The 18,189-nt window shown below is 65.0% G+C and carries 10 protein-coding genes, 1 pseudogene and 1 riboswitch; of the genes and pseudogenes, 2 read left to right on the plus strand and 9 right to left on the minus strand.

What is annotated here, in order from left to right; all coding sequences use genetic code 11:
- Positions 1–95 precede the first annotated feature (95 nt).
- The 8 genes and pseudogenes from ACUXH0_RS06750 to thiC all read right to left on the minus strand — a co-directional run.
- Positions 96–617: pseudogene (locus ACUXH0_RS06750) on the minus strand (hypothetical protein); the annotation flags it as partial.
- Between the two features lie 9 nt (positions 618–626).
- Positions 627–3,044, minus strand: coding sequence for a T6SS effector phospholipase Tle3 domain-containing protein (locus ACUXH0_RS06755; RefSeq protein WP_012436816.1), 2,418 nt, complete (start codon positions 3,042–3,044; stop codon positions 627–629).
- Between the two features lie 222 nt (positions 3,045–3,266).
- Entirely contained in the window at positions 3,267–3,746 is a 480-nt protein-coding gene (locus ACUXH0_RS06760) for a VOC family protein (protein ID WP_012436815.1), read from the minus strand.
- 125 nt (positions 3,747–3,871) lie between these two features.
- On the minus strand, positions 3,872–5,026 hold the full coding sequence (locus ACUXH0_RS06765; RefSeq protein ID WP_012436814.1) for a thiamine phosphate synthase: 1,155 nt from the start codon (positions 5,024–5,026) through the stop codon (positions 3,872–3,874).
- Positions 5,023–5,850 (minus strand): thiazole synthase, encoded by an 828-nt coding sequence (locus ACUXH0_RS06770; RefSeq protein WP_027678721.1) that lies wholly within the window; start codon positions 5,848–5,850, stop codon positions 5,023–5,025. Before ACUXH0_RS06770 ends, ACUXH0_RS06765 begins: the two co-directional genes overlap by 4 nt.
- 9 nt (positions 5,851–5,859) lie before the next feature.
- Positions 5,860–6,075 (minus strand): sulfur carrier protein ThiS, encoded by a 216-nt coding sequence (gene thiS, locus ACUXH0_RS06775; protein ID WP_004628385.1) that lies wholly within the window; start codon positions 6,073–6,075, stop codon positions 5,860–5,862.
- On the minus strand, positions 6,072–7,217 hold the full coding sequence (locus ACUXH0_RS06780) for an FAD-dependent oxidoreductase (protein WP_012436812.1): 1,146 nt from the start codon (positions 7,215–7,217) through the stop codon (positions 6,072–6,074). Before ACUXH0_RS06780 ends, thiS begins: the two co-directional genes overlap by 4 nt.
- A 12-nt stretch (positions 7,218–7,229) precedes the next feature.
- Positions 7,230–9,137, minus strand: a complete 1,908-nt coding sequence (gene thiC, locus ACUXH0_RS06785) for a phosphomethylpyrimidine synthase ThiC (RefSeq protein WP_012436811.1) — start codon at positions 9,135–9,137, stop codon at positions 7,230–7,232.
- A 99-nt stretch (positions 9,138–9,236) separates the two neighbouring features.
- Positions 9,237–9,338: riboswitch (TPP riboswitch) on the minus strand.
- A gap of 215 nt (positions 9,339–9,553) precedes the next feature.
- On the opposite strand from thiC, the gene ACUXH0_RS06790 reads away from it, so the two are divergent.
- The gene (locus ACUXH0_RS06790; RefSeq protein WP_004628391.1) at positions 9,554–10,714 is read left to right on the plus strand and encodes an NAD(P)H-dependent flavin oxidoreductase; all 1,161 of its coding nucleotides are present in this window, start codon (positions 9,554–9,556) and stop codon (positions 10,712–10,714) included.
- A 73-nt stretch (positions 10,715–10,787) separates the two neighbouring features.
- On the opposite strand, the gene ACUXH0_RS06795 is transcribed toward ACUXH0_RS06790, so the two are convergent.
- A complete protein-coding gene (locus tag ACUXH0_RS06795; RefSeq protein ID WP_012436810.1) occupies positions 10,788–15,809 on the minus strand; it encodes a putative Ig domain-containing protein in 5,022 nt (1,673 codons plus the stop codon).
- A gap of 626 nt (positions 15,810–16,435) precedes the next feature.
- Between ACUXH0_RS06795 and ACUXH0_RS06800 the strand changes: the two genes are divergently transcribed.
- A complete protein-coding gene (locus ACUXH0_RS06800) occupies positions 16,436–18,097 on the plus strand; it encodes an acyl-CoA dehydrogenase family protein (RefSeq protein WP_012436809.1) in 1,662 nt (553 codons plus the stop codon).
- Positions 18,098–18,189: the final 92 nt, after the last annotated feature.

Consider the following 18,189-nt stretch of genomic DNA (forward strand, 5'->3'; position numbering starts at 1 on the left):
CTACCTGACCCCGATGCAGTTTGCGCAGGGGCATGAGCAAGAGTTTTTAACCTCGGACTCTAACTGTGCTTCGTACTAAAACCGGGGGCAGGTCAGAAGTAGTTAGGGCGGCTGGTACCCCGCTTGAGGGAATAGAAATAATTCGCGTCCTCCAGGTAGTCGTTGAAGGTGAGCAGTGGGGCGGTAATCAATTTGCTCAATGCCGACTCGAATCTGTCGCGCTTTACATGTGGAAAATCCTCCAATCGTTCATGGCGCGACAAGCCGAGCGTCAGCTGCCCCACTGCATCGCCCAGCTTGAAGCGCTTCGCCTGCAGGTCGTCGTCATTGGGCTGTGCGAGCCCTTGTGCCCACAGCAGATTCCATTGGGTTGGGTAGTCCCGCCACATCAGCGGGTTAAGCCATTGCACCCCCAGCAGGACTGCGGCGGGGGCCTGGCCCTGATCACCTTGTTGTGCTTGCTTTTGCATGCGCGGCCAGGCGATGGGTTGGCGGTAGTAGGTTTTGTTATTGGGCATCTGGACTCCGGATTGACAGGCAGAAAGCAACAAGCAGGCGGCTGCGAGCACGTGGGTGACGGCACGCCGATAAGCGATGAGATGAAATGAATCGCGCATGTGGGTTCCTCAGGCGTAGCGTGGTCCGTCTGGCGACGTGTGGTACGCATCTAAGCGCCCGGGATTTCGCGCGTCGTCAATGCCAATAGCCCTGACAGCGCCCTTGATAGCCGCTAGGTTTTTGTGTTGCTCCAACGGGCCGTTGTCGTAGAGCGCTGCCTTCGTGCCGTAGTACGTGAACTCGCTGTCGTTCTTGGGATCGCGCCCCGGCGGGTATTCGTCCTTGTCTACTGGCTCACACCACCGCCAATCCGCCATCCGCCGCAACTGGTTCATCAACAACTCATCGAAGTGGCACAAGCCCACGTCCACGTCATACGCGAGCACATGTTCGGCATGCATGGCGTTGGTGAGGATGGTGGAGTGGTTGGTGGCTTGCGCGTCTTCGCCGTCCTTCATCAGCGCCGTGCGCTCTTGCTGTTCGAAAGCGCCAAACGTGGTGCCGCGCAAGGTGTGGTGTTGTGCGGCGTTCATCTTCTCGACGTCGTCTTCCGCAAAGAGCACGCCCTTTCTGAGGAAGCCGTCGTCGTTGTAGAGTTCGCGCCGCGCGCGCTGGCGCACCCCGGCGTTCTGGTCGTAGCGCATGGCGGCTTCGCTGGCGGCATTGCCGTGGCCGGTCTTGCGTTGCTCGGCGTAGGGGTCGAACTGGCCTTCTGGAATGCTCCGCTTGCGGTTCAGCGCATCGCTGGCGGATTCCTTGTGCGCGTTGAAGGGGCCGATGGTGCGCACGCCATCCGGATGTGAGGTCTCGCCGGGTCGAGGCGCGCCGTGCGGCAGGTAGACGGCTTGGGGCACGATGCCGCCGCCGGGCACCTTGGGGGCATTGACCAGCACGGCCCAGTCATCCGCTGGGTCGGCATTGACGTTGGTGGCGCCCTTCACGGCTTGGCCGCCCCACATGATGGCTTGGATTGGAACGCCGGCAGCGCTGGCGACCAGCTTGCCCCAAATGCTCTTGCGCGAATCGCCCCAGATCCTGGCGAAGGAAACGCCCGCGGTGTCAGGGGACGGCGTCCAGAAGGTGGGCTTGGTGTTCCGCGGTTTGAAGGTGCCGGTGGTGTCATCCCAACCGCTGCCCACATCGGCCGGCGTGGCGCCGATGGTGTCGTGCCAATAGCGGTAACGGTAGCCGGGTTCTGCCCCAACCTTGTACGGGGTACCCGGCTTGGTTTGCGCCCAGACGCGTTGGAACAGAATGCGCTGAGCCCCGGTGGCTTGCACATCCTTGTCGTTCAAGCCAAGCCAGCCCATGCCCTGCACCGGTGAGACAGAGATGACGCGGTCGTGCGGGCAGCAATAGAGGAAGACGCGCCCCCTGGTCTGGTGGTCAGCGCTGTCCTGTGCGGCAGTGCGCGGGGTGTCGCCATTCTTGGGGCACGCGTTGAATCCGAGCTGATCCACGGCGTGGTGGCTGTAGTGTTGGGCCCGGGCCCGGAAGTGGCGCACGATGTCGAAGAAGCCCTTGAGGCCTGCAACGCGCGCGTCGTAGGTGACGCGGCCTGCGCCGTCAAATTGGCTGAAGTTATCCAGGCGGCTACCGCGCAGGCTGTAAGGCGGGTTGGCGAGGACGTAGGTGTCGGCTACGCCCCAACCTTTGGCGCCGGTTTCTTTGTTCGCTCCGAATTCAATATGGTTGGCGCCGAAGTAGGCAGAGGCCAAGCCCACCATGTTGCCCTGGCTATGGCAGACGACGGTGACGGGGCAATCGCGTTCGAAGATGTCGCGGTGCAGCTCGCGGATGCGAGCGACCAGTTTGGCTAACCGCCACGCGGCAAAGGCCTGGTAGTGGCGCGTGGGCGCGCTATAGATCTGGCGGTCACTGGTCTGCAAGTGCTGAAGTTCAAACAGACCGCCCAAAACTTCGCTGTCAGTGCCCTTGCCGAACAGATCCGGCAGAGCGGAGGCGCCATTCACGAACGGACCGCCGCCCCAGGCGTTTTTCTCGTCGAGCAGAATATTGCCGCCCACACTCGCAAGCTCGTTGCGGACGGTGCCATCTTCCTGGACGACGTCTTCGCTGCTGGCTTTGTAGCCCCAGCGGAAACGGATGACGGGGCTGGTGCCGCTGCCCGGTTCAATGAAGGTGTTGGCTTTGAGGTCGCGGCGTATATAGCCGTCTTCCGTCAGCTCGGCTGTATAGCGCATGGGGCGGAGCTTGCCGCTCTCCTTGGGGTAGGCGACCTGCTCGTCGTTGCGTTGTAGGCGGGCGTTGAGCCCCTTGCAAAGGCCTTCCTCTGCGGCGTCGAACCATTCGCCGGTGGAGTTGACGCCATGGACGAAGATGATGACGCCGGGCAGCGGTGCGGGATAGACGACCTTGCGGCATGGGCCGCCGGGTAGGGTGATATCCGTCACCTTGATGCCGTAGAACGAGCGGCGGCGGGCGGTGACGGTAGTTTCGGGCAGAGCCTGTTCAGGGATAGTCATCGTGCAGGACTCAGGGTGGAAGATGCAAATGCACACAGATCCACCAGTGTCGGAGCGGCGCGCACGAAATCGACGAGACTCAACACTCTTTGACTTCATCGCCCCTGAGGCCGGCACGAATGAACAACGATGGGATATGTTCGACGCGGCAGTTAGTCGAGAACGCAGGAACAAAAAAAAAGCGCGGCTCTCGTCCGCGCTTTTTTCTTTGCACCGCCGATATCAGGCCGACGCTGCCGCCTGCTCCTTCGTCCACTTCTCCATGCGCCTGGCCATCTCGTCGGGCGCCACGTCTTCCACATGCGTGGACACCGTCCACACGTGACCGAACGGGTCTTTAAGCGTGCCGGAGCGGTCGCCGTAGAACTGGTCCACCACGGGGCGCACTTCCGTGCCGCCGGCCTTCAGGGCATTGGCAAACACGGTATCGACGTTGGGCACATAGATCATCAGCCCCACCGACGTGCTCTGCAGCGTGTCGGGGCTGGCGCAGACCGTGTCCGGCGCTTCGTCCGACATCATGATGGGGGAATCGCCGATGCGGATTTCAGCGTGCGCGATGGTGCCGTTGGGGCCATCCATGCGAACGAGTTCGGTGGCGCCGAAGGCTTGCTTATAGAAATCGAGCGCGCGCGCGGCGCCTTTGATGCTCAGGTACGGGGTGACGCTGTGGTAACCCTCGGGGATGGGCTGGACCGCCATGTCTTGTCTCCTGCAGCGTGTGTTGGAAAGCCGCTGCGACGACAACCGCAGCGGCGCACGAACAGGATAGGTCAGCAAAAGCGCGGGTGCGCGGCGCAGGCGCACAGAGGTGCGGCGGACGATGCTTACGCGCGCACGTGCGCCGCGAACGTCGCTTGCAGTGCGTCCACCGCAGCCGGCACATCGGCCGCCTGGGTGATGGCGCGCACCACCGCCACACAGCCCACGCCCGATTCCAGCACGCGCGGCATCGCTGGCAGATCGATGCCACCGATGGCCACCAGCGGCGGTGCCGGCTCGCGCGTGCGCATGGCCGCCGCGTAGGCGAACAGGCGGCCGAGGCCCTGCGGCACGGTCGGCATGGTCTTGGTGGGCGTGGCAAACACAGCGCCGAGTGCAAGGTAGCTCGGGTTCAGCGGTGCGACGCGCAGCATTTCGGCAAAGCCGTGCGTGCTGATGCCAAGGCGCAAACCGGCCGAGCGGATCGCCACCAGGTCAGCTTCGTCGATGTCTTCCTGGCCGAGGTGAATGCCGTAGATGCCGCTGTCGGGCGCCTGAGTGTGCACGTCAAGCGCGACTTGCCAGTGGTCGTTGATGAACAGGCGCGTGGCACTGCCGCGTGCGGCGGCTTCTGCCCGGCGCACCTGGTCGACCACGGCTTGCGCGTCGTCCGACTTGAAGCGCAACTGCAACGTCGGCACCTTGAGCGCGACGAGGCGCGCCACCCAATCCGCATCCGGCACGACGGCGTAGATACCGAGCTGCGTCGGGCACGGCGCAAAGGCAAGGTCCGCTGCGGTCGGGCAAGGCAACGCTGGTTCGAGCACGCGGGGCAGGGCATCGAATTGCGTGGGCCAAGCGAGGGCATCGGCATTGCCTTCGGCAATCCACGCGCGCGCCACGCACAGCGCATCGCGCGGTTCGAATGCCAGCGCGAGTGCCGCACCGAAGATGGCGACGAAGCGCACATCGAATGCATCGCCTTGCGCCGCAGACGTGAAGCGGTACGTGCCGAGGCGGTCGTACACGGTGTCGATGCGTTGATCGCCTTCCACTGCAGTCAACACAACAGCGGCGCCAGCAGAGCGAGCACGTTCGGCTTGCGCCGTATCGGTCGTCAGCAGGACCGTGGCGGTGCTCGTGGCTTCGTCAGCGTGGTCGGTCACGCTCCAGGCGTGCGGCGCGCGGCCGAAGGCTTCCACATGGCGATCGACGATCTGCGCAGCAAGGGCTGCAGCTTCCGGCCACGCGGCGGAAAAACGCAAGGCGGATGCACTCATGCCTGCTTCTCTTCCGCATGCCAGAACGGCAACCCAACAACCGGCGTGCTGGCCTGCGCGACATCACGCTCAGGCATCGGGCCCGACAGCCGCGCAAGGCGACCGGCCTGCGTGGCCATCGCAAACGCCTGCGCCATCGCCACCGGGTCGCCCGCCTGCGCGACAGCGGTGTTCAGCAGCACGGCGTCGTAGCCCCATTCCATGACTTGCGTGGCGTGTGACGGCACACCCAGGCCCGCATCGACGATCAGCGGCACGTTGGGCAGGCGCTCGCGCAGCAGGCGCAGGCCATACGGGTTGGTGGGCCCGCGGCCGGTACCGATGGGTGCAGCCCACGGCATCAGCGCCTGGCAGCCGACGTCGAGCAGGCGGCGGCACAGCACGAGGTCTTCGGTGCAATACGGCAACACCTTGAAGCCGTCGCGGATGAGGCGTTCGGCAGCGGCCGGCAGCGCGAGCGTATCGGGCTGCAGCGTGTAGTCGTCGCCGATGACTTCGAGCTTGATCCAGTCGGTCTCGAACACTTCGCGCGACATCTGCGCGAGGGTATAAGCCTCGTCGGCGGAATAGCAGCCAGCGGTGTTCGGCAGCACGGGCACGCCGAGTTCGCGCAGCATCTTCCAGAAGCCGGCGCCGCCCTCGGGCGAGCCCGCGCTCTGGCGGCGCAGCGCCACCGTCAGCATGGCCGGGTTGGACACACGCACGGCGTCTTCCAGCGATTGCGGCGACGGGTAGCGCGCCGTGCCGAGCAGCAGGCGCGAGGCGAAGGTTTCGTCGTAGAGGCGCAGCGGATCAGCCACGGCGGAAAGGTTCGTAGTGGTCATCGAAGACTCCTAGCCGCCCACGACGGGCTGCACGAGTGCAATGCGGTCGCCTGTCTTGAGCGCGTGCTGCGCATGGCGCGCCTTGGGCACGAAATCGCCATTCACGGATGCGGCAAACGGCGGCGCGATCTGCAGTTGCGGCGTGGCCGCACCAATGGCGTCGGCCAGCGTGCTGCCCAAAGGCAGGGCCAGCGACAGGTCGTTGAGGGTGACGTTCAGCGTCATGACAAAACAGGTTCAGGCGATGCAGCGGCGGCGAATAGCTCGGGCCATTCGCAGTCGTCCGTATCGAAGGCACAGCCGTCCAGCACGTCGCACGCCGCTGCCACCGCGGCTTGGGTGACGGCGGGCGCGATCATGTAGCCGTGCCGGTACAGGCCATTGACCGACAACGTGCCAGCGCCATCCCAGCGGACGGCCGGACGGTGGTCCGGCAGCGTCGGGCGGCACTGCGTGTTCAGCTCCAGCACGCGCGCCTCGCCAAACGCGGGGTGCACGGCGTAGGCCGCAGACAGCAATTCCAGCGTGGAGCGCACGCTTGCTGGCGACATGTCGTCGGATTCCAGCTCGGTCGCGCCGATCACGTAGACATTGCCCGGCTTGGGCGCGATGTAGAGCGGGTAGCGCGGATGCAGCATGCGCACCGGCCGCGTGAGCGACACGTCCGGCGCATGGATGCGCGCCACTTCGCCGCGCAGGCCACGCAGTCGCGGCCACTGCGGCTTGGCACCGAGGCCCCGGCAATCGAGCACCAGGCGCGCACCCAGCCCGGCGGCAGCCAGTGCGTCGGGGCTCGGATCGACAACCTCGGTATTCCAGCGCAGTTGCACGCCGAGCGCTTCCAGCTCGGTCGCCAGCGCATCCAGCACGCCGCGCGGGTCAAGCTGACCTTCGCCTGCCAGATACAGCCCCTGCGTGAAGCGTTGTGCGAGCAGCGGCTCGAGTTGGGCAATGCCGGACGCGTCCACGGCACGCAGATCGGCGGCCACGCGCTCGGGCGGCGCGGCATTGCGCACGTGGTTGGCAAACAACGACGCCTCACCACGGTCCGCCGCATGCCACACCACCAGCGTGCCGGCCTCCTGGAAGAAGACCGGCGTGCGCAGCTTGGGCAACCAATCGCGCCACAGCGCCAGGCTTGCCAACCCCAAGTCCACGACAAAACGATCGGCCACGGCGGCTTCGGCAAGCGGCGCCAGCATGGCCGCGGCAACGTACGCCGCGGCACCGCTGCCGTCACGCGGACCGCGCTCCACCAAGGCAATGCGCGCGGGGGGCACCCCCGTCTGCGCGAGTTGCCAGGCACACAGGCGGCCGGCGAGGCCGCCACCGAGGATCGTTACGTCGAATGAAGTTGAGGTTGGCATTGCACCGGTGGGTTAGCTGTAGATCTTGCTGCCGCTCTTGCGGAACTCGATCGACTTCTCTTCCATGCCCGCAGTTGGGTTAACTGCGGCGGCGGTGGCGTTGGCGTCGAGCGTGGCCGCGTAGTCGCGCACTTCCTGCGTGATCTTCATCGAGCAGAACTTCGGACCGCACATCGAACAGAAGTGCGCGATCTTGGCGCCCTCGGCCGGCAGCGTTTCATCGTGGAAGGCGCGTGCCTTCTCCGGATCGAGGCCGAGGTTGAACTGGTCTTCCCAGCGGAATTCGAAGCGTGCCTTCGACAGCGCGTTGTCACGCAGCTGCGCACCCGGCCAGCCCTTGGCAAGGTCGGCTGCATGCGCGGCGATCTTGTAGGTGATGATGCCTTCGCGCACGTCTTCCTTGTCCGGCAGGCCCAGGTGTTCCTTGGGCGTGACGTAGCAGAGCATGGCCGTGCCGTACCAGCCGATGTTGGCCGCGCCGATGCCGCTGGTGATGTGGTCGTAGCCCGGGGCGATGTCGGTCACAAGCGGGCCCAGCGTATAGAACGGGGCTTCGAAGCAGTGCTTCAGCTCTTCGTCCATGTTGGCCTGCACGCGCTGCAGCGGCACGTGGCCCGGGCCTTCGATCATGACCTGCACGTCGTGCTCCCACGCCTTCTTGGTGAGCTCGCCCAGCGTGTGCAGCTCGCCGAATTGCGCGGCGTCGTTCGAGTCGGCAATGCAACCGGGGCGCAGACCATCGCCCAGGCTGAACGACACGTCGTACGCCTTCATGATTTCGCAGATCTCGTCGAAGTGCGTGTACAGGAAGTTTTCCTTGTGATGCGCGAGGCACCACTTGGCCATGATCGAGCCACCGCGCGAGACAATGCCCGTGATGCGGTCGGCCGTGAGCGGCACGTAGCGCAGCAGCACGCCCGCGTGGATGGTGAAGTAGTCCACGCCTTGCTCGGCTTGCTCGATGAGCGTGTCGCGGAACATCTCCCACGTCAGGTCTTCAGCCACGCCGCCGGTCTTGTCCAGCGCCTGGTAGATGGGCACCGTGCCGATGGGCACCGGCGAGTTGCGCAGGATCCATTCGCGCGTCTCGTGGATGTGCTTGCCGGTGGACAAATCCATGATCGTGTCGGCGCCCCAGCGGATCGCCCACACCATCTTTTCCACTTCCTCGGCCAGCGACGAGGTGACCGCCGAGTTGCCGAGATTGCCGTTGATCTTCACGCGGAAGTTGCGGCCGATGGCCATCGGCTCCAGCTCGGTATGGTTGATGTTGGCGGGGATGATCGCGCGGCCCGCGGCGACTTCGGCACGGACGAATTCCGGCGTGATGTCTTCCGGGCGCTGCGGCAGGTTCGCGCCGTACGAGAAGCCCGGATGCTGCTTGAGCAGTTGGCGGTACTCGGGCTTGTCTTGCAGTGCCTGCAGGTTCAGCGATTCGCGCAGCGCGACGTATTCCATCTCGGGCGTGATGATGCCGCGGCGCGCGTAGTGCATCTGGCTCACGTTGGCGCCGGCCTTGGCGCGGCGCGGCTTGGAGATGTGCGAGAAGCGCAGGTGCGCCGTGGCCGGGTCGTTGGCGCGCGTCTGGCCGTATTCGGACGACAGGCCCGAGAGGATTTCCGTATCGCCACGCTCGTCGATCCACTTGGCGCGCAGCGGGGCGAGGCCCGCCTGCAGGTCGATGTGCACATCGGGATCGGAGTACGGGCCCGACGTGTCGTACACCGGCACCGGCGGGTTCAGCATCTCGCCCTTGTCGGTGCGCGTGGCGGTCTGCTTGATGGTGCGCATCGGCACGCGGATGTCCGGGCGGCTGCCGACGATGTACGTCTTGCTGGAGGCCGGATAGGCGAACTTCTGGTCGAGCTCGGACTGCAGCGAGTCGAACGATGCGGCGGGGGCGTTTTTGGCTTGGGGCATGGTCTCGTCCTTGATTCTGTGGCCTGGTGGAGCAGGCAGTGGACGAAACCGGGAGAGGTGGCGTGACCCGAAGAACTGAGGGGGTGGCTGCCAGAGACTACGCGGTGTTCTGAAACTTCCCACGCCGGTACGAACCGGATCGGGTGCGAAGGGACTCTCTCAGCCGCACGGCCCATCCGTACGGCACCCCTGTTTCATCCAACGAGGCTGAATTTAAGCACAGGGCTGCCGGCGTTGCCAGCACGAAAACCAGTGAGATGACGGTCGACGGGTCATTTCAGTCCAAACCGCCACGCAATGTGCGGCGGCGCGCACCGGCGCGGCCCGCCTTGATCTTGCGCAACCCCGCCGCGTTTCACCTGTGCGACCCTCAATCCCTTTTCTATTGCATTGCGGCACGGCCGCTGGGAGTTGTCATGCTGGAGCGTCGGTTCACACTCGCGGGGCGCAGCCTCGTACCCATCGTGCAGGGCGGGATGGGCGTGGGTATTTCGGCGCACCGGCTGGCCGGCGCCGTGGCGCGCGAAGGCGGCGTCGGCACCATCGCCAGCATCGACTTGCGGCATCACCACGCAGATCTCGTCGCCGCAACCGAGAAATCGCGCGACAAGGACGCCATCAACGCCGCCAACCTCGTTGCGCTGGACCGCGAGATTCGCGCCGCGCGTGAAGGCAGCCAAGGCAACGGCATGATCGCCGTGAACGTGATGAAGGCGGTGGAATCGCATCCTGCGCTGGTGCGCCAGGCGTGCGAGAGCGGCGCCGATGCGATCGTCATGGGCGCGGGCCTGCCGCTCGACCTGCCGGAGATGACGGCCGAGCATCCGAAGGTGGCGCTCATCCCGATTCTTTCCGACTCGCGCGGCGTAGGCGTCGTGCTCAAACGGTGGATGAAGAAGGCGCGGCTGCCCGACGCGGTGGTGATCGAGCATCCGACACATGCGGGCGGCCACCTGGGCGCAGCTCGCATCGAAGATCTGCGAGACGAGCGGTTCTCGTTTGCGCGCGTGCTGGATGAATGCCGTGAATTGTTCATCAAGCTGGGACTGGCGGCGGAGCAGATTCCGATCATCCTCGCGGGCGGCATCGATTCGCATGCCAAGGTGAAGCACTGGCTCGACAAGGGCGCCGCTGCGGTGCAGCTCGGCACTGCATTTGCCGTGACGGAGGAGGGCGATGCGCACGTGCGCTTCAAGCGGGTGCTGACGGGCGCGGAGCAAGGGGATATCGGCGAGTTTGTCAGCGTGGCTGGGTTGCCGGCGCGGGCAGTGATGACGCCGTGGTTGTCGCGGTATCTCTCACGCGAAAGCGCGCTGCAGGCCAAGGCCAAGGTGCGGGATTGTCTGCAGGGGTTCGATTGTTTGCAGACCTGCGGGCTGCGGGATGGGATTGGCAAGGTCGGGCAGTTCTGCATTGACCTGAAGCTTGCGCAGGCGCTGCGTGGGGATGTGGAGCGCGGATTGTTTTTCCGCGGTGCGGGCAAGCTCCCATTTGGGCAGGCGATTCGGCCGGTGCGGGAACTGATGCATTACTTGCTGACTGGGGAAAAGCCGGCGGTATCCTCGACTTCACCCTGATGCGCTGACATTTCGCCCAGCAAAAAAGCCAGCCCGAAGGCTGGCTTTTTGTTAGCGCTTACCGCTTGTTGCTTCAGAACGGTGCAGCAAACGTCAACCGAACCCCCTGCTGCAAGCCCCCCATGCCCGCCATCACGCTGTAGTCCAACCCAAACGTGAGCGGGCCAGTCCGGAACTTTGTCCCCAACCCGATCTGCATTCGATCGCGCCCAAACGGTGTACCCGGCACGTAATAAGCAGGGCCTGCCGATGCCAGATCGGCATACGCCAAACCTGCATTGCTCTGCCCATTGAAGTCGTGCTGGTACTCCACCCGTGCGAACGGCAGGAACGTGCCCCACTTGGTCTTCTGCGTGTATTCCGCACGCAGGCCGAGCGTGCCGGATACCGTCGTCACCGTCTGGTCGAAATACGTCAGCGCGTTGATGCCGGCGCCCGATTCGGTGAACTGATCCAGCGTCGATTGCGAGACCGACAGGCGCCCGTAAGGCGAGATCAGCCACGCACGATCGCGATGCTCATAGCCGGCCGACACGGAGGCGAAAACCTGCTTGCCGCTGCGCTTGCCGGTGGCGAAGTCGTTGGAGTCCGTCACCCAGCGGCGCGAGTCGAAACTGAGCGTGCCGAAGCCGGCCACACCATCGACGAACAACGAAGGCAGCGGGCGATAGCTGCCGTACAGCGCGAGGCTATAGCTGTCGCCCGTGCTCCTGGTGCCCGCGTTGCCGATGTCGGTGGAGTCACGCCCGTAACCAAACCCACCCCCGATCGAGAGCTGATCGGACACGCGGTAGTCCGCGCCGGCCGTCACACCGCCTGTGGTGAAGCGGAAACCGGAGCGTTGCGTGCCAGCGCTGGCAAAACCAAAGTCCAGCGTACCGGCGCTCCAGAACGCGAGATTCGGGTCGGTGTTGTCCGGGCCCGCGCTGGCGGCATCAGCGCCGGGCAGATCGGGGCCGGCATCGGCGGTCGACTTGTCGGTGCTGCCGCTGGCCGCATCGGCGTTGCGCTTGCCGCGTGCGAATGGCCGCACGCCCTGACCGTCACCGCGCATGCAGGCATCGTGCGCGGAAATGCCGGCCACATCCTGGCAACGCGCTTGCATGTCTGCGCGCTGGCCCGGCATGGCGACCGTCAAACCGTTGCTCGAGGGTGGCCGGCCAGTGCCGTGCAGCGCTTCCAGGCGGCGGTTGTAGTTGTCAATCTGCGTGGTGGCGAAGCGGCGCGCGGCCTGCACTTGCGCGTTGATCAGACCTGCCACATCAGGATCGGCCGAGGGGTCCTTGCGCGGCGCCACGCTCACCTGCACCGTTGCAGCCGTCGAGGTGGCGAACGCGTTGGACAGCGTGTACGTCAGCACGGCCTGGCCGCTGTAGGTGCCTGACGGGGTGAAGTTCAGCACGTACGTCGATGCCGCCACTGCCTGCGGCTTCAGGCCGGCCGGTGTCTGGATCGCCTTCTGCACGATGCTGGCCGTACCCGCGTTGTAGGGCACCACCGACACCAGCGTCGCCGCCGTGAAGGGGCCACCCGTGGCGCCTTCGGTCAAGTCCACGCTCACCCCCTGGCCCGACGACGTGATGGCCTGCCTCTGCGCCACCGCAATCGGCACGGCGTTCACGTTGACCGTTACCGGAATCGGCGCGGACGTGCCGGCCGTGTTGATCAGCGCATAAGTGAAATTGACTGCGCCGGAGGTGGTCTGGGTCGGCGTGTAGACGATGTCCAGACCGTTGACGACGGCAGTGCCGCTGGCAGGCGGATTGACAATCGTGACGGACGAGAACGGACCGCCGGTTGCATTGGCCGTTGCATGCAGCGTGATCGGTGCCGTCGACATGGTGGTGGCCGTGATTGCCGGCGCGGTGCCGATCACCTGGCCCACCGTGATCGTGAAGCTGCGCGTACCGCTGTACGGGGCGCCAGTGCCCGTGCTGCTGTCGGTGGCCCTCACTGTGAATGAGCTGCTGCCCAGCGTAGTGGGCGTGCCCGACAGAACGCCAGTGCTGGCGTTCAAGCTCAGGCCCGCAGGCAACGTGCCGGTGGTGACGGCGTACGTGTAGGGCGCGGTACCGCCGGTAGCTGTGAAGGTCTGGCTGTAGGCCGTGGTGACTTGGGCCGACGTTGCGGCCGCCGGATTCACCGTGACCGTGGGCGCACCGATGGTGACGCTGTAAGCACGGCTGGCCGTGAAGCTGTTGGCATCCGTTGTCGTGATGGTGAAGTTGAACGTTCCGCCTGCGGTGGGTGTACCCGACAGGAACCCGGAGGTGTTCAGGCTCAGGCCAGCCGGCAATGCGCCCGCCGTAACAGCATAGGTGTACGGCGCGGTGCCGTTGGCCGCCGTTATGGTTTGGCTGTACGCCGTTGCAATCCCCGGGTTGGGGAGCGTGGCCGGCGATACCGTCAGGCTAGGCGCGGCAATGGTAAGCGTGTAGACACCGCTTACCGCAAACGGAGCACCCGTCCCCGTCGAACTGTCGGTAGCGGTGACGGTAAAGCTGACCGTGCCGGCCGTGGTTGGGGTCCCTGCCAGCCTGCCGGTGGTGCCGTTCCACGTAAGGCCCGTGGGGACAGTGCCGCTATTCACCACGAAGCCATAGGTGTATGGGTTCGTACCACCACTTGCCGTGAAGTTGCGGCTGTAAGCGGTGCCTGCGACACCGCTGAGAGAGCCCGAGGCCGGCGTGATGGTCAAGGTGGGCGACCCAATCGTCAGCGAGTAGGCACGGCTACCCGTGTAAGGGCCGGTTCCGGTACTGCTGTCAGTCGCGGTGACGGTGAAGTTGAACACCCCACCCGCCGTGGGCGTACCCGACAGCGTGCCGTTGCTGGACAGCGTCAGCCCCGTCGGCAGCGAACCTGCCGTGACGGCATACGTGTAGGGACCTGTGCCGCCGCTGGCCAACATGGTCTGGCTGTATGCCGTAGCGATGGTGCCGCCCGGCAACGTGCTCGGGCTGACCGAGACGGTAGCTGCGTTGACCGTCAGGGTGTACGCGCGCGAGCCGGTATAGCTGTTGGCATCAGTAGCCGTGACCGCGAAGTTGAAGGTGCCGCCCGCCGTGGGCGTACCAGTGATCGCGCCAGTGCTGCCGTTCAAGCTCAGGCCCGTCGGCAGCGCACCGGCAGTCAGCGCGTAGCTGTAAGGCGCGGCACCCCCGCCGGCCGCGGCAGTCTGGCCGTAGGCGGCGCCGACAGTCGCCGCACTCAGGGTGGTGGGCGACACGGTAATGGTGGGCGCCGAGGTGGTCAGCGTGTAGGTGCCAGACGTGCTGTACGGCCCCGCGCCCGTTGCGTGGTCGGTGGCAGTCACCGAGAAGTTGACCACGCCCGTGGTGGTCGGCGTACCGGACAACACGCCGGTTCCGGTGTTGAACGAGAGACCGGTCGGCATCGTCCCGCTATGGACCGCAAGGCTATAGGTGTATGGCGCCAGACCGCCGCTGCCTGTGAAGGTCTGGCTGTACGCCACGCCGGTTGAAGCACTGAGACTGCCCGATGCCGGGGTGAGCGCCAACGTGGGTGCATTGACGACCAGCGTATAGGTACGGCTGCCCGTATATGGGCCAGTACCGGTGCTGCTGTCGGTGGTGGTCACGGTGAAGTTGAACGTGCCGCCCGCCGTGGGCGTCCCCGACAGCACGCCGCCCGAACTGAGCGTGAGCCCGGCGGGCAGCGCACCGGAGGTGATGGCATAGGTGTATGGCCCTGTGCCACCGCTGGCCGTTATCGTCTGGCTGTAAGCCGCAGCCACCGTCGCGTTCGTCAACGAAACCGGCGATACGGTAATAGTTGGCGTGCCGATCACCAGCGACAGCGTGCTGCTGGTGGCAGAGAACGGGCCCGTGCCCGTACTGCTGTCGGTGGCGGTTACCGCAAAGTTGAAGCTGCCATCGGCGGTTGGTGTACCCGATAGCATGCCGTTGCTTGTCAGCGTCAGCCCTGGCGGCAACGCGCCGGACGCGATCGTATAGGTGTACGGCGCCGTGCCGCCACTGGCCGACGCCAGTGACTGGCTGTAGGCCGCACCGACAGTGCCGCCAGCGGGTGAGGACGGCGCGTAGTTGACCGTCGCATTCGACACGGTGACGGTGATTGTGGCCGGCGCCGTCGTGCCGCCCGCATTGCTAGCCGTGTAGGTGAACGAGTCCATGCCTGAGTACGACGGGTTGGGCGTGTAGGTGATCGACCCGCCCGAGACCGTGGCCGTGCCGTGGGTCGGCTGCGTGCCGACAGCCACGCTGGTTGCACCGGTGACGTCCACCGTAGCGTGGTTGTTAGTACTGCCGTGCGCCACGGTAATGCTGGTCGGACCGGCGGTTGGCGGCAGCACGTAGGTAAACCGGTCAGCCGCGCTGGTGGTACTGGTGCCGCCGCCGTTGGTCACCGTCACATCAACAACGCCAGTACTGCCCGCCGGTGATGTTGCCGTGATCTGCGTGGCGCTGTTGACGGTGAAGTTGGTGGCGTTGGTCGCGCCAAACTTGACGGCCGTGGCGACGGTGAAATTGGTGCCGCTGATGTTGACCGAGGTGCCGCCGCCGGTCGTCCCTGTGTTCGGCGCAATGCCCGTCACCGTCGGCGCAGTTGGGATTACAGCAATGCTCACGATACCGTTAGGCACCCAGGTGACGCTGTCATTGCTGGTGTAGAACGTGGCGGTATCAGTGCCGCTGAAGTTACTCGGCGGCGTGTAAACGAAACCATTGGTATACGGATCCCCCGATGGCGGTACCGAACCGCTGTAGATGGCGACTTTGCCGCCTTGGGCGGTCGCCGTAAGAAAGAGCGGGCCGGATGAACTGTTTGTACCGCCGGAAGAATCGTAAGCAATGCCGGACAGGAAGGGGTCGCAGTTGCTCGTGTCCGCAGCCGTAAAGACATAGGACTTCTGCGCATTCATGTTGGTCGAGAATGAGACGGTGCAGGCAGCGGCGAGCGCTCCTTGCGACAACACCGTCAGCCAGATCGCCAGCACGGCCAGCAGGCCCTGGCGCAGCCATTCCCGCCCCTGCGCCTCCAGACGCCGGAACATCGACCATCCGGCAACCCCACGCCGGCCAAACGGGCTGTTTTGTGTGAGCACGCGCATTTCTCCCTCGTTCAGGCCCGCTGTCTTGCGAGCTTTTTCTCTCGAGCGTTCTTGCGAAATTCAGAGCCTGACTGCTGCCAGGCACTCCCCCGTCACGAGGGAATAGCGCGTGGGATTTGCATACCGGCACCGACAATCGGTGCAATGGCTGCGTGTTATCCCTTGGAAATCCCCCGTCAGACCAGCGCAGCCTTTCTTATTTATTTTGACTGGCACATTGATCCGGACGCGATGCTAAGAAAAGCCTCCCCATCCGTCAATACTGGTCGCCGGTGAAACCGTTACCACACAAGGCTTTTTAGGCTTTTTTTCCCTTTATATCGCGGCGCTATCTCGTTAATAGAACGCATATTGAGACGGCATGACCGGGCGTTGAGACACAGAGACCATTTATCACTCAAATATCGGACGCCGATCATTTTGGAATTTTCGAATGAATAAGCGCTTGTGGAGTGGCGGTCTAAATAAACCCGCCTCTTCGCATTTGTATTTCCATTACGAGGGTGGGCGGCGCGCAATGGCGAGCGGTCGACCAACCAGCCACCCGCCACGGAGTCCGTTTACGCAGCCGAACCGCCACGGGTCTACCATGTGTTCACAAACAAAGGTGACCCAGGAGACCCCCAATGCCCACCGAGGCCACGCACCGCGTCTTCAACCAAGTCCCGGACCTGACCGGCTTCAACCCGTTTACGTCCGACGCCACGCTGCAAGGCGCGCTCGAACGTCTGGGCGGCGGCTGGAACGCCAGCGCGCTGCAAGCCTTCGGCGACCAACTCGGCGCGCCCGAGACGCTGCAGTGGGCCGCCGAGGCCAACTCCTACCACCCGGAACTCCACACCCACAGCCGCACTGGCGAGCGCATCGACGCCATCCGCTTCGACCCCGCGTGGCATGCGCTGCTCGGCCTGATGCGCAGCCAGGGGCTGCAGGCCCTGCCGTTTGCCGACCCGCGCCCCGGCGCATGGGCCGCCCGCACCGCGGGCTATTTCATGCAGGCGCAGATCGAATCCGGCACGCTGTGCCCGGCGACAATGACATTCGCCAGCATCCCCGTGCTGCAGAACGAGACCGCGCTGTTTGCCGATCTGGGGCCGCGTCTCTACGCCCGCGAACATGACGCACGTGACCTGCCGTGGCGCCAGAAGACCGCCATCCTCGTCGGCATGGGCATGACCGAAAAGCAGGGCGGCTCCGATGTGCGCAGCAACACCACGGTGGCAACGCCCTTGCGTGGCGAGGGCCGTGGCGCGACGTACGCCATCACCGGGCACAAGTGGTTCTTCTCTGCACCGATGTGCGATGCGCACCTGGTAGTCGCGCGCATGGGCGCGGAAGACGGGCCGCTGTCGTGCTTCTTTGTCCCGCGCTTTCGCGATGACGGCAGCAAGAACCCGATCCAGATCCAGCGTCTGAAAGACAAGCTCGGCAACCGCTCGAACGCGAGCAGCGAAGTGGAATTCCGCGGCGCAGAAGGCATCCTCATCGGCGAGGAAGGACGCGGCATTCCGACCATCATCGAGATGGCGACACACACGCGGCTGGATTGCGTGATCGGCAGCGCGGCCATCCTGCGCCACGCTCTGATGCAGGCGCTGCACCACGCACGCCACCGCATGGCGTTCGGCCGCCTGCTGGCCGACCAACCGCTGATGCGCAACGTACTGGCCGATCTCGCGCTCGAATCGCAAGCGGCGACGTTGCTGATGATGGAACTGGGCAACGCGTTCGAGCGTGCCGATGTCGATCCGCTGGCCGCAGCGTGGAAGCGCATCGTCACGCCCGCGGCTAAGTTCTGGGTCTGCAAGCGCACCGTCGAAGCAACCGGCGAGGCAATGGAAGTCTGGGGCGGCAACGGCTATGTCGAAGAAGGCCCGATGGCACGCCTGTACCGCGAGGCGCCGGTCAATTCCATCTGGGAAGGCTCGGGCAACGTGATGTGCCTGGACGTGCTGCGCGCCATCGCCCGCACGCCGGACGATGCGTTGCGCCTGGTGCACGACATTGGCGAGCGCGCGCACGGCCACCGTGCCGTGCGTGCGGAGCTGGCCGCGCTGCAGGCGATGCTGCATCAGCCGGGCGACATCCAGGAAACCTCCGCACGCCGCATCGCGCAGGGGCTGGCACTTACGGCACAGGCTGCGCTGATGCTGGCGTACGCCCACCCGGACGACGCCGAGCGCTTTATCGCCAGCCGCTTCCATCATCAACATGGCCGCGTGTTTGGCACGCTCGACGGACACGCGCAGGAACTGGGCGCAGTGCTGCAACGCGCGTGGCCCGTGTAGCACACCCTGGGGATGCAGTCAAATGTGAGCGCACGCTTTCGTGTAACGCTGAAAACCACATCGCGACCTCCGGCCGCTTATCCACGCACCGA

It is taken from the genome of Ralstonia sp. 110700041-2 (genome assembly GCF_056280165.1).

Bases quoted from the DNA above. Each gene is read 5' to 3' on its own strand.
- ACUXH0_RS06755 (WP_012436816.1), bottom strand. From the start codon at position 3,044: ATGACTATCCCTGAACAGGCTCTGCCCGAAACTACCGTCACCGCCCGC.
- ACUXH0_RS06760 (WP_012436815.1), bottom strand. From the start codon at position 3,746: ATGGCGGTCCAGCCCATCCCCGAGGGTTACCACAGCGTCACCCCGTAC.
- ACUXH0_RS06765 (WP_012436814.1), bottom strand. From the start codon at position 5,026: ATGAGTGCATCCGCCTTGCGTTTTTCCGCCGCGTGGCCGGAAGCTGCA.
- ACUXH0_RS06770 (WP_027678721.1), bottom strand. From the start codon at position 5,850: ATGACCACTACGAACCTTTCCGCCGTGGCTGATCCGCTGCGCCTCTAC.
- thiS (WP_004628385.1), bottom strand. From the start codon at position 6,075: ATGACGCTGAACGTCACCCTCAACGACCTGTCGCTGGCCCTGCCTTTG.
- ACUXH0_RS06780 (WP_012436812.1), bottom strand. From the start codon at position 7,217: ATGCCAACCTCAACTTCATTCGACGTAACGATCCTCGGTGGCGGCCTC.
- thiC (WP_012436811.1), bottom strand. From the start codon at position 9,137: ATGCCCCAAGCCAAAAACGCCCCCGCCGCATCGTTCGACTCGCTGCAG.
- ACUXH0_RS06790 (WP_004628391.1), top strand. From the start codon at position 9,554: ATGCTGGAGCGTCGGTTCACACTCGCGGGGCGCAGCCTCGTACCCATC.
- ACUXH0_RS06795 (WP_012436810.1), bottom strand. From the start codon at position 15,809: ATGCGCGTGCTCACACAAAACAGCCCGTTTGGCCGGCGTGGGGTTGCC.
- ACUXH0_RS06800 (WP_012436809.1), top strand. From the start codon at position 16,436: ATGCCCACCGAGGCCACGCACCGCGTCTTCAACCAAGTCCCGGACCTG.